Raw genomic sequence first — 11,904 nt, 5'->3', positions numbered from 1 at the left:
TGGAAGAACCACACGCCGTGCACTTGGGTGCGAGTATCGAGGAGAGTACTCCTGCAAACGTGACTGTCGTCAACTGGAACGAGACCTCGCTTTCAGCGAACGAAACCGTCCAATCAGTCGTCGAAACCGCAGTCAAAACGAACGCGACAGATGAGACGATCTCCCTCGAAATGTACCGGTCACTTCGAGACCAATTCCGCGAGCTCCCACATCAAATAACCCAATCAGACTACGTGACGGAGCCAACCGTATCCGTCTACGTCAGGCATAATACCACTATTATTCAGATCCAGCTTGAGCCAATCATATACGGCTAAGGTAGATTCTGGAATCAGGAACAGGAGTGCATAGGATGGTTCGGCTCCAAGTTCGCATATCTACTCCCTAGGGAATTCGCCTAGTTCGAGAATGAAAATAACCACTCTGTAAACAGTTCTTTGGCACCCTCAACTAGAGCCCTCCCAGTCGAGGGTGAGTTCGGTGAGACTGTCAAACCTGCAACTCCCACCGCTCGGGGATTCCTCCGCGTGAACGTGGAGGATGTCAATCGAGGGCTCGCTATCGCTGGAGCTCTATCGGATATGTTTTGTGCCCTCTCGAAAGACGATGATATGGAGAGTAATGTATACTACACGAATGCGAGTGGCGGTCGCAGCCGCCCTCGTTGCCCTCACGCTGACTGCCGGCTGTATCGGCGGGCTATCCACTGATAGCTCTGTCAACGCCGCCGCAGTCGGAGACGCAGTCGAACAGCGATACGCCGCCCTTGACGGCTACGACGCCACGGTCTCCCGTACAGTTGAAGTCGGTGACGCAACTACGGAGACCCGCGCGGACGTCACCGTCCACGGCGATCAACGAGATGTTATGTACACGGCTGGCCCGAACGCTGGTGAAACAGTTACTAGCGCAGCCGATAGTGGCCCGGTCTTCACCACGGGACCAAGCAATACTGGCGCGGTTGCGCCGGCTAGTTATGGGGCACTTGCGGAAACACTCGTCCGAACAAGTAACGTCTCCGTCGATCGAGTAACCAGCTATGGCGGCCACCAGACCGCTGTTGTTGAACTCACGCCGGTGGCGAACGCAACGGCGAAAGGGACGGCGAACGTGACACGCACCGTCTGGGTGGATCTGAACCGTAAGATTCCCCTGAAGGTCGTCACGTCCTGGACGGCCGCCGACGGGCAGCCGGCGACCGTTACCGTCTCATACGACGACGTCGATCTCCACGAAGATAATGCATCGAATACTGCTGAGGTGGCGATGTGACGGCCCTTGATGGCTCTACTCGCCAACTCACGCTCGTTCTCATCGTTGTTGGTCTCCTCGTCGGCGTTGCGGTCGCGCCCCAGGCGTGGGATCGTGCGACCGAGCCCGACGGCACGGTTGCGGTTGTGGAGCTTCACGGCTCTATCACGGGTGACTCCGCGACCGCAGTCATCGACGACCTCCGGGACGCCCGGCAGAACGACTCCATCCGCGCGGTCGTTCTTGATGTGAACAGTCCTGGTGGGACGGCGTCGGCGAGCGAGCAGCTCTATCTCGCGGTGAAGCGCACGGCGGGTGAGATGCCTGTCGTTGCGAGCGTCACCGGCACTGCGGCCTCTGGGTCGTACTACGCTGCCGCGCCCGCTGATGACATCTACGTTACGCCCGCCTCTGTTGTCGGGAGCATCGGCGTGCGCGCCACCCTGCCCTCGGCAAGCATTCCTGAGGGGCAAGTCGTCACTGGTCCGGACAAAGTCGGTGGGTCGACGCCTGATGAAGTCCGCCAGCGCGTCGAGACGCTGCGGCGCGCGTTCGTCGGCTCCGTGTTCGCCGAGCGCGGCGACCGTATCGAACTCACACGCGAGGAGGTCTCGCACGCGAAGGTGTACGCGGGCGCCAGCGGCGTGGAGAACGGCCTCGCGGACGAAATCGGCGGCGTTGACACGGCTATCGAGGCCGCTGCTGACGACGCCGGCCTTAGCAACTACGACGTGGCGCGCATGGAAGCGCCGCAGCCGTCGGTACTCGCCCAGCTTGGGCTTTCCGCAGACACCACTAGCGACGCGACCACCGAGCAGACCTTCGACTATCGCGGCGTCGACACCGTCCAATATCTCATGCTGCATGGAACCATCACAACCGACACAGCTCGTAACGCAACGGAGGTGACCGCGAATGCAACCGCGTAAGGTTGCCCGCGCCATCGGCGTCATCGCCGTCGTCGCTGCAGTCGTCGTCGCCGCGGCATTCGCCGGCGGTCTCGTGTTGGGCTCACCCACGCAGGGTGACGCACCCGACGCGCCGGCCTACGACACGAACGAACTGGTCGCCGAGCCCATCGAAGACGATGGGAGCGTCACCGCACCTGCAGATGGCGAGTCGAAGACTGTCGTGGTGGACATGAGCCACGGCAACGGCGTCAGCGAGAACGCCATCCAGCCGCTCGTCGACGCGCTCGTCGCCGCGGGCCACGAGGTTCGAATGTATGCCGGCGGGTCGTCGAGCAGTATCGGCGCTCAGCCCGGCGCGGCGTTCAACGAGACGCTGCGCGGCGCGGACGCACTTGTCGCTGCCAGCCCCGCGACGACGTACTCGTCGAACGAAGTGGCAGGCGTCGAAGCGTTCGCTGACGCCGGCGGTCGCGTGCTGCTCGCGGCTGAGCCGCCGACGACCACGAGCACGACGTCGACCGTCTCGATACCCGGCTTGACGTCGAGCGGGACGGTGTCCGCTGCCGGGCAGCCGACGAACCTTGCAGCCGCGTTCGGCGTGTCGTTCGGGAACGGTTACCTCTACGACATGGCCGAGAACGCGAACAACTTCCAGTCCGTGTACGCGGGCGGTGACAGCGGCGTCGCCGACGGCGTCGAGGATGCAGTCCTCACCGACGCCACGCCCGTGACAACTGGCGGGGACGCCTCGCCGGTGCTCACTGCCAGCGACGTCTCGCTGTCCTCAACACGCGAGGAAGCGTCGTATAGTGTCGCTGCGCGCAACGGGAACGTGCTCGCCGTCGGGGACACTGACTTCCTGACGTCGACGAGCGCGACGACCGGCGACAACGACGTGTTGTTGAGCAACGTTGCCGCGTTCCTCGTCGAGGGTGACAAGCAATCCGGCATCCCCGCTAGCAGTCAATCCGGTGGGCAATCATCCGGCACAGGCACGACACCCGTGATGGCTACCTGATCGGGGATCCAGCTCTGCATCGGGCACCTGGCACGTTGCTCGCCCCAATCGGTACCCATACGCACCGATCGAGATTTGCGTAGTGTACGCTTCGAACTTCCCGAGCAAACGGTTGCAGTCCGAATTCCACGAGGGACGGATACGTAGCGCAGTCCACCCAGTCACTCTAGCAACGAAAACGGTGGGCTAAGGCCACCAATCCAAAACACTACCCACAACTCAGCACAGCGCAGCAGAAACCCACCTTAACGCAGAAATTCCTCAGCAGTTCTAGTGAGATAGGCGCGAAGTAGAGATGCTTATCGCACGGTTTCAAATGCCAATAGTTGTAAATCGTTCTCTGGGATAGTTTCCGCTGTCCGTAGGGTGTTCACGACCTATGTATACGGGAGATGACGTCGAATTCGGTGGTATTTGGGAGGGGCTGAGTACCCTCCTCGTCTCGGTGCTTGCATTAGGCGTGTTCGTGGTCGCGTCGGACCCAATCAACATTGGTGGCGTTGTAGCGAGTGTCGCCCTTGCCGTATTTGGGCTTACGCAGCTCCTTGCGCCCCGAGTGTTACCGTGGTATACGAGTCTCTCGCCTCGCTGGACTGGCCTGTTCTGGATACTCGTTGGAATCGGTCTCGCCATGTTGGGTGTCGTCGCCTCGACTACGATTGGCACATTCAGTGGCGGTCTGATACTCGGGATTCTATTCGTTCTCTACGGGTGTCTCACCGCACTTGACCGATAAACACATCTCTTGTACTTACCGAAAATATGAACCACATCGAGGCGGGTTCTCACCAGCGAATTCGGAGTGAAACAGCTGCTCAGTCGGTGTGCGAGTGTATCGAACAGTTCAGTCTGTCGGGACATTTAAAATGTGAGCAATTGTGCATTAGACCATGACTTCTGGTGCAGTTGACGCAGAAGATTCCCCCTCCGTCCGGGTCCTGTCCCCGGTGAATGTTGGACTTGTTCTGATTGGTATTGTGTACGCTGTGTTGACGCTTGCTGATGTCATCGATTATCCGTGGCTCTCAGTCGTGTTAATCCTCGTGGGTGGCGGGGTCGTCACATATAGAGCATACCGACGGGAGTCGTGAGAGATACACGCCCTGTACTTACCGACCGACGCTCGAATCTAGTAGCCGTTGAGAGTTTCAACAGAGCCCCAAATTTCCACCCGCCGTACTTTAAGTGAGTTGTCCGACGAATACTCTGTATGAGCACGCTCGCGGACACAATCCAAATCGAGAACGTCGTTGCGTCCAGTGATCTCGGCCAAGAACTCGCCCTCGACCAACTCGCCACAGACCTTCCCGGCGCCGAGTACAACCCCGAGGACTTTCCTGGAATCGTCTACCGCCTCCAGGAGCCGAAGTCAGCCACGCTGATTTTCCGCTCGGGGAAAGTCGTCTGTACCGGCGCGAAAAGCGTCGATGACGTTCACGAAGCTCTCGGCATCGTTTTCGATGACATCCGCGAGTTAGGGATCGATGTCTCGAGTAATCCGCCGATTGAGGTGCAGAATATCGTCTCCAGTGCCGATCTCAAGCAATCGTTGAACTTGAACGCAATCGCAATCGGGCTCGGCCTAGAGCAAATCGAGTATGAACCCGAACAATTCCCTGGCCTCGTCTACCGCCTCGATGAACCCGATGTCGTCGTTCTCTTGTTTGGCAGTGGGAAACTCGTCATTACCGGCGCAAATGAATCTGAGGACGCCCAGCACGCGCTGGCACACGTCAAAGACCGCCTCACTGAACTCGGCTTGCTTAAGTAATCCCCCGTTTATAGAACGACTACCACGCGAAAGGAGCTGTGTTGCTGGGGCGAGTGGCATCCACCTGTCCCTGATCGCTGGGAACGGGGGTGTTACTCGCTGACGTCGACGTACTGGGATTCCCAGTCACGACGAGCAGCAATTTCACGGCGGCCACGCTGTGTGAGCGTGTACACGTTCGTGCGCTTGTCGAGTTGTCCCTTCTCGACGAGGCCTTTGTCGACAAGGTCGTCGAGATTCGGATAGAGTCGGCCGTGGTTAATCTCCTGTTCGTAGTAGTCCTCGAGTTCATCCTTGACTGCGAGTCCATGTGGTTCGTCGAGCCCGGCGATCACGTACAAGATGTCCCGCTGGAATCCAGTTAAATCGTGCATTCGTCTATTTCTCTTCTTTTCGTGGGTGGATTAAGTGTTCTCTGGTGCTCGGAGGGGAATATTCGAGACTATTTGGCGGGAATTCCGCGTGAGGATTTCGAACCTTTATCTGGTGGGCGGGCGAAACCTGCGATGGAATGTCTGACCTGATCGTCAAAGCAGCCGTAAAGGACGAACTTTCGGAGCACAACGTCTCGGCCGATTTCTACGACGCCCTCAACGAGGAAGTCGCTGAACTGCTCAATGACGCCGCCGACCGTGCCGAAGCGAACAACCGGAAGACGGTCCAGCCCCGCGACCTGTAGGCCTGCGTAACGCAGCCAACCCCGCCACTCGAACCTAGCTTTTTGAGGTTCCTGTACAGAAGGGAGGAAACGAAGATTGCGGACGCACCGGATACCGAACGGCAGGCGGTCGAACCCGATGCGAGAGGCCCTCAGCGTGTCACAGTAGGGTGGGTCGGTCACTATGAAGTGTGGAGCGAACGCCTTCAGTCGGTGGGGTGTAGTGCGAACGCGCGCTGTTGCACTTCTAGTGGGTGGATGCTACGCGGAAGACGCCGTCGTCGCGGCCAGCGTAATAGAGTGCGGTCCCGCGGATTGCGGGGGCACTCGTGAGTGCTGGTTGGACGTCAAGCGCGTGCGACCAGTGTACCGCACCGGTTGCGGCGTCGAGTGCGTACAGTGCCTGGTCGCATAGCACGTATCGGACGTCACCGGCGATGACTGGGGGACGCGATCTAGGGCCAGATGGTGCATTGAGCGTTCGCCGCCATCCAACCGACCCGTCTGCCGTGTCGAACGCCGCAAGTTTACCGTCCGGCGACTGGACATGGAGGTTGCCGTCCGCGACAGCGACATACGCGCTGCCGTCCTCTGGTAGCGGGACCGATGCCGTCCATTGTGTCGTGCCATCATCGAGGGAGAGTGCGTAGACGGCGCCCTGGTGCGCGGCGTAGTACAGATTCCGATCGTCGACAGTAAGGGTGGTGTGACTTTGGGGGAGGTCGTCTCGCCGCCAGTTTTCTTCGCCCGTCGCTGGATCGAGTGCTGCGACGCCAGCGTCCTCGTGGTTCGCCCCAACAACCGTGTAGGCGACCCCGTCACGGGCGGCAAGTGCAGTGCCCGAGCCTCCAGCATCATATTGCCAGCGCTCCTTGCCGGTCGCGGGGTTGCGGCCATACACCGTCTCACCGCTATCATCGAGAAGCGTGTCCTCGGCGAGCACGGGAGCGTTCGTAGTGGATCCATAGCCACCTACGTTCGTTCGCCAGCATAGCGCGCCATCACGTGCGTCGTATGCTGCAAGGAATTCTGCAGTCGAGACGAACATTGCGTTGCCGGCGAGCGTCGGCGTCGACTTTCCCGCCGAATACTCAACTGTCCACGACGCATTCGAGTCACCCAGCTCAAAGCCTCGATACGCACCTGCATCTCCATTCCCGTCGCTATAGCCAACGAATCCACGGCCATCAGCGAGCGCAACCGACGTGGCGAGTTTTGTATCACCAGCTGCGACGCCTTCACTAGTCGCCTCATTTGATGGGCCATGATCGGTCGTGGCCCCGGTATTCGCGAAGTCGTGCTGGTAGGTTGGCCACGCGCCGGTGACGGGGCCGACAGGTGCGTCCTGCTTGTGGTCGCGTGTACTACGGCCGGCGACGCGGCCGAGACAGCCCGTGAGAGAGGTGACACCAGCTGCCCCGGCAGCAACAAGTACATCACGACGTGTCTGTCCGCTGGAGGGCATATACATTCATGGCGATGGATTCGGCCAGTAAGTAGTCTTCTATTGCACGGAGTGGCGGCTTACTCGCAGAGGAATCCGTTCGACATGGAAGTGGACCATAGGATAGCGGTACAAATCTCTATGGTGACTGAGTCAACTGCCACGGGCACGGTGGCCCGTGGCTTGTCAGTGGACTCACCGCGTCATACCCGAAGGGGTTTCGGGCGTTCACGGGTCGGCATCCCTGACCTTGGGGGCCGGTTGACTGCGGCCCGTGGCCGGCGACAACTGTGGGCCGCCGACCACTACAAGACTAGTGGGATGGCATTCACTAAAAGACTGGTATGATGCAGCGAGTGTCGGCTTCCTCCCCGCCCACGGTGGGGAGGGGAATCCGCCTTGGTTTTCTTGAGGGTGTCATAGAAGAGTTCTCATGGTTTGCTGAATCAGCTCTAACGAATTGAAAGCGCCGTACACTTGGTGCACGCTGTTTTTAGCTTGTCGTAGCTATGGCGAAAGAGAAGTTCGGAGTCGCTGTTGACGAGGAAATCGTGCGAGAAGTGGACGAACTGGTCGCTGAGTGTGACGATCTCGGAGTCAGCCGCTCCGAGATCGTCGAGGCCATCCTCACAGCGTTCGTTCAATCCGAGTCAAACCACGCTGCGCGAGTGAGAGAGATCATAATTCGGAAACGAAAGGGTACTCTCTAAGCATCTTAACATACCGTGCACCAAGTGCACGACTTTCTAAGCTAGTAACGCTCTATAACAGTTAGAAACTCTACTATAGTGTGTGAAGACTTCTATGACACCCTCTTTCTTTTGAAATCGAGGAGCGATTCATCCCCCACCCTACTCGCTCCCATTCGGTCGATCCTTGAGGGTGGGGGCTTCTCGTCCAATCTGCTATACGCCGTGTTTTGATCGAGTTGCGAGCGAAAAAACGCGCCTAATTCAATATTTTGAATTGGCGTTCAAAACAGTAATGGTGGTGGAGATCCAAATACGTGTATGAGCGACTCAGGAACCATGGATCACACGGCAAAGGTCGCCCGGATTCGAGAGGTTGCGATGACGGTTCGTGAACCAAAAAATGCGGGGGAAATAGCTGAGGCTGCTGGTGTTGCCCGAAACACGGCCGAGAAGTATCTCACGCAACTGGTCGAAGCAGATAAACTCGCGACGATCCAGCGTGGTCGCGAGACCTGCTACTATCCAGATCCAGTCACCCAGTATTTCGATCAGATCCGTGACCTCGTCAACGACCATCGAAAAGACGAACTCACGGCTGAATTAGATGCGATCCGGGACGATATCGACGAGTGGAAAGAGGAGTACGATGTGGAGTCTGCCGACGAACTTCGGGCGACCGTCGGTGGTGATATCCCGGCATCCGAACGCCGACAGCGGCGCCACGACGCAGAGGATTGGGACTACTATGAGCACCAGGCGATGCTCATCAAACAAGCAATTCAGCTCTATGATACGATCGAGGCGACCCGCGAGAGTCGTATCGCCTCCGCCAACTGACTCGGTGACAGAAATGGGAAATCCACCGATTTCTGGAGACACGCATCTCCACCGATACGAGGTCCACAAACGAGTTGCAAATCGACTTCAACGGGAAGCTGGTGTGACGACCGTGGAAGCCAACCCAAGTCCGATGCGTCCAGTTCGTCTCGCGGCGACCCTCGATCGCGCGGTCTTTTTTGACCAGAACACGGACGCTGGCGACGCGACGCTTGAATTCGAGTGGCGCCCTCATTCCACACGGGATGAGTTCCGCATCCAGTATAATGAACTGAGGACGCCGTGGTCATGTGGCTGGCATCAGGACGAAACCCACGAGAAACTTGGACCGAGCATCCGTCTTTAGCTAAGCCAGAAACCACGTGACAGCAGCGGCTTATCGAGGCTACTTTTCGGAAGGAGTGAGGAGGAGAAGTCTGTGCACAACCCTCGCTCCTCAACGAGAATCATGCGTCGGCTCACTACTCTCTTTCCCTCTGAGCTCCTCGAAGAGCACGCCGAGGAACTCGGCGTGGTCGAACGAGAGGGCAAGCTTCAGATTCCTGTCCTCGTGTGGGCGCTCGTGTTCGGCTTCGCCGCAGGCGAGAGCCGAACACTCGCCGGGTTCAGACGCTGCTACAACTCCACAGCTGATGAAACGATCTCTCCCGGTGGATTCCATCAGCGGTTGACGCCGACGTTGGCAGAGTATCTCCGCGACCTCGTCGAGCGCGGCCTCGACGAGGTCGCTGTCCCCAACGCTGTTGACGCTGATATCGACCGATTCAGAGACGTGATGATCGCTGATGGAACGGTGTTGCGGTTGCACGAGTTCCTCTCTGATGAGTTCCAAGCCCGTCATGAGGAGCAGGCTGGAGCGAAGCTCCACCTGCTCCACAACGCTACCGACAAGATGATTGAACGACTCGACGTGACGGACGAGAAAACGCACGACAGCACGCTGTTCAAAACGGGTTCGTGGCTGCAAGGACGGCTTGTTCTACTCGATTTAGCGTACTTCAAGTACCGCCGGTTCGCGTTAATCGACGAGAACGACGGCTACTTCGTGAGTCGGCTGAAGCAGAGCGCGAACCCGGTGATAACAGAGGAATTACGGGAATGGCGCGGGCGCGCCATTCCCTTGGAGGGCAAGCAGATCCACGATGTAGTCGATGATCTCTCGCGGAAGTACATCGACGTCGAGGTCGAAGCGGAGTTCAAGCGCGGCCAGTACGAAGGAACGCGCTCGCTGGATACGAAGCGATTCCGCGTCGTCGGCGTCCGCGATTCGGACGCCGACGACTACCATCTGTACATCACGAACTTGCCGCGAGAGGAATTCTTCCCGGCGGATCTAGCAACGCTGTATCGGTGTCGCTGGGAGGTAGAAACGCTGTTTCGTGAACTGAAGACGCAGTACGAGTTGGACGAGTTCGACACAAACGACCCGGATGTGGTGAAGATTCTGCTGTATGCGGCGTTGCTGTCGCTGTTGGTGAGTCGTGAGCTGTTGGATCTGGTGACCGAGCAGGCTGACGACGAGATCGTGTTTCCGCCGGAACGCTGGGCGGCGACCTTCCGGTCGCACGCCCAGCTCATCCTCCACGAACTCGGTGAGTACCTCGGCTATTCGCCACCGCCGTTGCTAGAGCGGCTGATCGAGGATGCTCAGAAGATTCACCAGCAACGACCGGTCTTACAGGAGACGCTCGCTACCGCTACACAACCGAGGTGTGAGTCTTAGCTAAAGACGAATGCTTGGACCGAGTCACTTCCAAGTTGACTACGAAGCGTGGCCAGCACCGCACCGTGAATCTGCATCCTTCACAGATTCGAATCCGATGGCAATCCTCGAAACCTGCCTCACTGAGCTTCGCGACCGTGTCCCGAGTCTCCCTGACAGCGTTCGCCCGAGTCCGTAGGTCGCTACGCGATGGGTTCGACCACGACTATCTCGTGCTTGAGGCGGGAGGTTTTGCGTTAGCCGTCGGTCTCGAAGAGGAGGTCGATATCTCAACAGTACGGCGCTTTACTTCACGCTGACCGACGGCGACGCCGAGCTCCCCTGTATGATTTGGGCGAACCGTTACCGGGAGATGGACGCCGGCCTCGAGGACGGGACTGAGGTCATCCTCGAGGGCGATATCGACTACTGGGTCGAAGGTGGGAAACTCGACCTCAAACCGTGGGAGGTGATCGTCGTCGGCGACGGCGACCAGGCGGCTGCAGTCGAGCGACTGCGAAGCGAACTCGAAGAGCGTGGCTGGTTCGGCGACGACAACCATTAGCGTTCTCAGAACAGGGTGGCGTCGTCACTTCCCTCCGAGGGGACGCCCGGTACGACATCCAGAGCACGACCATTCCAAGGCTGTCGGCACTGACGTCCGTTACGAACGGTATCTACTAATTCAACTCTCGCTCTTGTCGGGATGAGGAGGGGGATCGTAAGGAGACCAGATATTCAGCGCCGAATGGACCACGCCGTTGAGATTATTTCTCTGCGCGGCGGTCTTCGATATCTGCGATAAGGGCTTGTGCTCGTTCTTCTGCAGTTTTGGAGTGCTCGCTTGTCGACTCGGTTCTTTCACCTCGATCGATACTGGAGACTTCCTGTTCCCAGCCCTGCTTGGCGTAGGCGTCGTCAGGCGCCTTCTCAAAGCGTTGAACGGCTGAATCGAGCGATACAAGTCGTTGCTTTAGCTCGTTGGCCCGATGCGGATCGATATAATAGATTGTTTCTGCTCGTTCGAAGAGCCGATCCTCGAAGAGGCGAGTCATCGCTTTTGATGCACTTGCCTCGCTGAGGTCTGTTCGAGCTGCGATTTCACTGGGCGTGAAGCCGTACTTGTGGTGTGCGACGAGGAAACTGAGGACTTCGTACTTGTTCGTATCCGGCTTCACCGGGAATGGGTCGTTATTTGTGAGCTCGTCGACGGGAACTGGCATTCTTGCTATTATACGCTGAACAGGCGCAATACCACGGCGTTCACGCCGTGGATACGCGCCGTCACCTGGGACAGTATCCACGTTGGGCAGCACTCTGAGTTTCAGAATACTGGCGTTTAAGTGACAGGAAACCCTACTAATGGGTAGGAATCGGTCGGAACGGAGCGGATTCCGAACCGTCCTTCGGAGGCGGCCTGTCCGCCCTCGTAACAAGGCAGTATCCGAAAGAACAGCCGGTGAACGCCACATTCCAGAAGAGTGTGGGCGCGTGCCGACTGTTCAAAGCAAACCAGACGATACCCCCGAGTCCGCTGATGCCTGCTGGCATCCCCGTGGCAAAAACAACACGTCGGGACGCCATATACGGTCAAGGATAGGGGTAACGGCCACTTGGCCA

The 11,904-nt window shown here is 58.4% G+C and carries 14 protein-coding genes; 11 read left to right on the top strand and 3 right to left on the bottom strand.

Annotated features, from left to right (window positions below):
* From ACOZ32_RS00070 to ACOZ32_RS00045, 6 genes are all read left to right on the top strand, one after another.
* The coding region (locus tag ACOZ32_RS00070) for a hypothetical protein (protein ID WP_424334753.1) at window positions 1–317 on the top strand (317 nt) is incomplete at its 5' end.
* A gap of 319 nt (window positions 318–636) precedes the next feature.
* The gene (locus ACOZ32_RS00065; RefSeq protein ID WP_424334752.1) at window positions 637–1,272 is read left to right on the top strand and encodes an outer membrane lipoprotein-sorting protein; all 636 of its coding nucleotides are present in this window, start codon (window positions 637–639) and stop codon (window positions 1,270–1,272) included.
* Window positions 1,269–2,180 carry a S49 family peptidase gene (locus ACOZ32_RS00060; RefSeq protein ID WP_424334751.1) on the top strand — a complete coding sequence of 304 codons (912 nt, stop codon included), beginning with the start codon at window positions 1,269–1,271 and terminating at the stop codon, window positions 2,178–2,180. The genes ACOZ32_RS00065 and ACOZ32_RS00060 overlap by 4 nt, the downstream gene beginning before the upstream one ends.
* Window positions 2,167–3,180: a DUF4350 domain-containing protein gene (locus ACOZ32_RS00055; protein ID WP_285271307.1), complete on the top strand. Its 1,014-nt coding sequence runs from the start codon at window positions 2,167–2,169 to the stop codon at window positions 3,178–3,180. The genes ACOZ32_RS00060 and ACOZ32_RS00055 overlap by 14 nt, the downstream gene beginning before the upstream one ends.
* An 890-nt stretch (window positions 3,181–4,070) precedes the next feature.
* Complete coding sequence (locus tag ACOZ32_RS00050) at window positions 4,071–4,271, top strand: hypothetical protein (RefSeq protein WP_230890055.1); 201 nt, start codon at window positions 4,071–4,073, stop codon at window positions 4,269–4,271.
* Window positions 4,272–4,390: 119 nt separating this feature from the next.
* Complete coding sequence (locus ACOZ32_RS00045) at window positions 4,391–4,951, top strand: TATA-box-binding protein (RefSeq protein WP_285271306.1); 561 nt, start codon at window positions 4,391–4,393, stop codon at window positions 4,949–4,951.
* A 92-nt stretch (window positions 4,952–5,043) separates the two neighbouring features.
* On the opposite strand, the gene ACOZ32_RS00040 is transcribed toward ACOZ32_RS00045, so the two are convergent.
* A complete protein-coding gene (locus ACOZ32_RS00040; RefSeq protein WP_230890057.1) occupies window positions 5,044–5,325 on the bottom strand; it encodes a PadR family transcriptional regulator in 282 nt (93 codons plus the stop codon).
* 137 nt (window positions 5,326–5,462) lie between these two features.
* On the opposite strand from ACOZ32_RS00040, the gene ACOZ32_RS00035 reads away from it, so the two are divergent.
* Entirely contained in the window at window positions 5,463–5,630 is a 168-nt protein-coding gene (locus tag ACOZ32_RS00035) for a hypothetical protein (protein ID WP_058984897.1), read from the top strand.
* 226 nt (window positions 5,631–5,856) lie between these two features.
* Here the strand turns inward: ACOZ32_RS00035 and ACOZ32_RS00030 are convergent, their stop codons facing one another.
* Window positions 5,857–7,074 carry a PQQ-binding-like beta-propeller repeat protein gene (locus tag ACOZ32_RS00030; RefSeq protein WP_058984962.1) on the bottom strand — a complete coding sequence of 406 codons (1,218 nt, stop codon included), beginning with the start codon at window positions 7,072–7,074 and terminating at the stop codon, window positions 5,857–5,859.
* A 488-nt stretch (window positions 7,075–7,562) separates the two neighbouring features.
* Here ACOZ32_RS00030 and ACOZ32_RS00025 point away from each other — a divergent pair, with 488 nt between their 5' ends.
* From ACOZ32_RS00025 to ACOZ32_RS00010, 4 genes are all read left to right on the top strand, one after another.
* Window positions 7,563–7,763, top strand: a complete 201-nt coding sequence (locus ACOZ32_RS00025) for a ribbon-helix-helix protein, CopG family (RefSeq protein WP_211312382.1) — start codon at window positions 7,563–7,565, stop codon at window positions 7,761–7,763.
* Window positions 7,764–8,063: 300 nt separating this feature from the next.
* Window positions 8,064–8,582 carry an ArsR/SmtB family transcription factor gene (locus tag ACOZ32_RS00020; protein ID WP_058984896.1) on the top strand — a complete coding sequence of 173 codons (519 nt, stop codon included), beginning with the start codon at window positions 8,064–8,066 and terminating at the stop codon, window positions 8,580–8,582.
* Between the two features lie 448 nt (window positions 8,583–9,030).
* Complete coding sequence (locus ACOZ32_RS00015) at window positions 9,031–10,305, top strand: IS4 family transposase (protein ID WP_424334754.1); 1,275 nt, start codon at window positions 9,031–9,033, stop codon at window positions 10,303–10,305.
* A 325-nt stretch (window positions 10,306–10,630) separates the two neighbouring features.
* Window positions 10,631–10,849: a hypothetical protein gene (locus ACOZ32_RS00010; RefSeq protein WP_230890059.1), complete on the top strand. Its 219-nt coding sequence runs from the start codon at window positions 10,631–10,633 to the stop codon at window positions 10,847–10,849.
* Window positions 10,850–11,051: 202 nt separating this feature from the next.
* Here ACOZ32_RS00010 and ACOZ32_RS00005 read toward each other — a convergent pair whose 3' ends face one another.
* Entirely contained in the window at window positions 11,052–11,588 is a 537-nt protein-coding gene (locus ACOZ32_RS00005) for a MarR family transcriptional regulator (RefSeq protein ID WP_424334750.1), read from the bottom strand.
* Window positions 11,589–11,904 lie beyond the last annotated feature (316 nt).

The organism is Halobacterium sp. MBLA0001 (assembly GCF_049705385.1).
Lineage (GTDB): Archaea > Halobacteriota > Halobacteria > Halobacteriales > Halobacteriaceae > Halobacterium > Halobacterium salinarum.
Note: the sequence above shows the minus strand (reverse complement) of the source record. Positions and strands in the feature narration are given on the sequence as shown.

Coding starts and splice junctions, on each gene's coding strand:
- ACOZ32_RS00065 (WP_424334752.1), top strand. CDS start 637: ATGCGAGTGGCGGTCGCAGCCGCCCTCGTTGCCCTCACGCTGACTGCC.
- ACOZ32_RS00055 (WP_285271307.1), top strand. CDS start 2,167: ATGCAACCGCGTAAGGTTGCCCGCGCCATCGGCGTCATCGCCGTCGTC.
- ACOZ32_RS00050 (WP_230890055.1), top strand. CDS start 4,071: ATGACTTCTGGTGCAGTTGACGCAGAAGATTCCCCCTCCGTCCGGGTC.
- ACOZ32_RS00045 (WP_285271306.1), top strand. CDS start 4,391: ATGAGCACGCTCGCGGACACAATCCAAATCGAGAACGTCGTTGCGTCC.
- ACOZ32_RS00040 (WP_230890057.1), bottom strand. CDS start 5,325: ATGCACGATTTAACTGGATTCCAGCGGGACATCTTGTACGTGATCGCC.
- ACOZ32_RS00035 (WP_058984897.1), top strand. CDS start 5,463: ATGTCTGACCTGATCGTCAAAGCAGCCGTAAAGGACGAACTTTCGGAG.
- ACOZ32_RS00030 (WP_058984962.1), bottom strand. CDS start 7,074: ATGCCCTCCAGCGGACAGACACGTCGTGATGTACTTGTTGCTGCCGGG.
- ACOZ32_RS00025 (WP_211312382.1), top strand. CDS start 7,563: ATGGCGAAAGAGAAGTTCGGAGTCGCTGTTGACGAGGAAATCGTGCGA.
- ACOZ32_RS00020 (WP_058984896.1), top strand. CDS start 8,064: ATGAGCGACTCAGGAACCATGGATCACACGGCAAAGGTCGCCCGGATT.
- ACOZ32_RS00015 (WP_424334754.1), top strand. CDS start 9,031: ATGCGTCGGCTCACTACTCTCTTTCCCTCTGAGCTCCTCGAAGAGCAC.
- ACOZ32_RS00010 (WP_230890059.1), top strand. CDS start 10,631: ATGATTTGGGCGAACCGTTACCGGGAGATGGACGCCGGCCTCGAGGAC.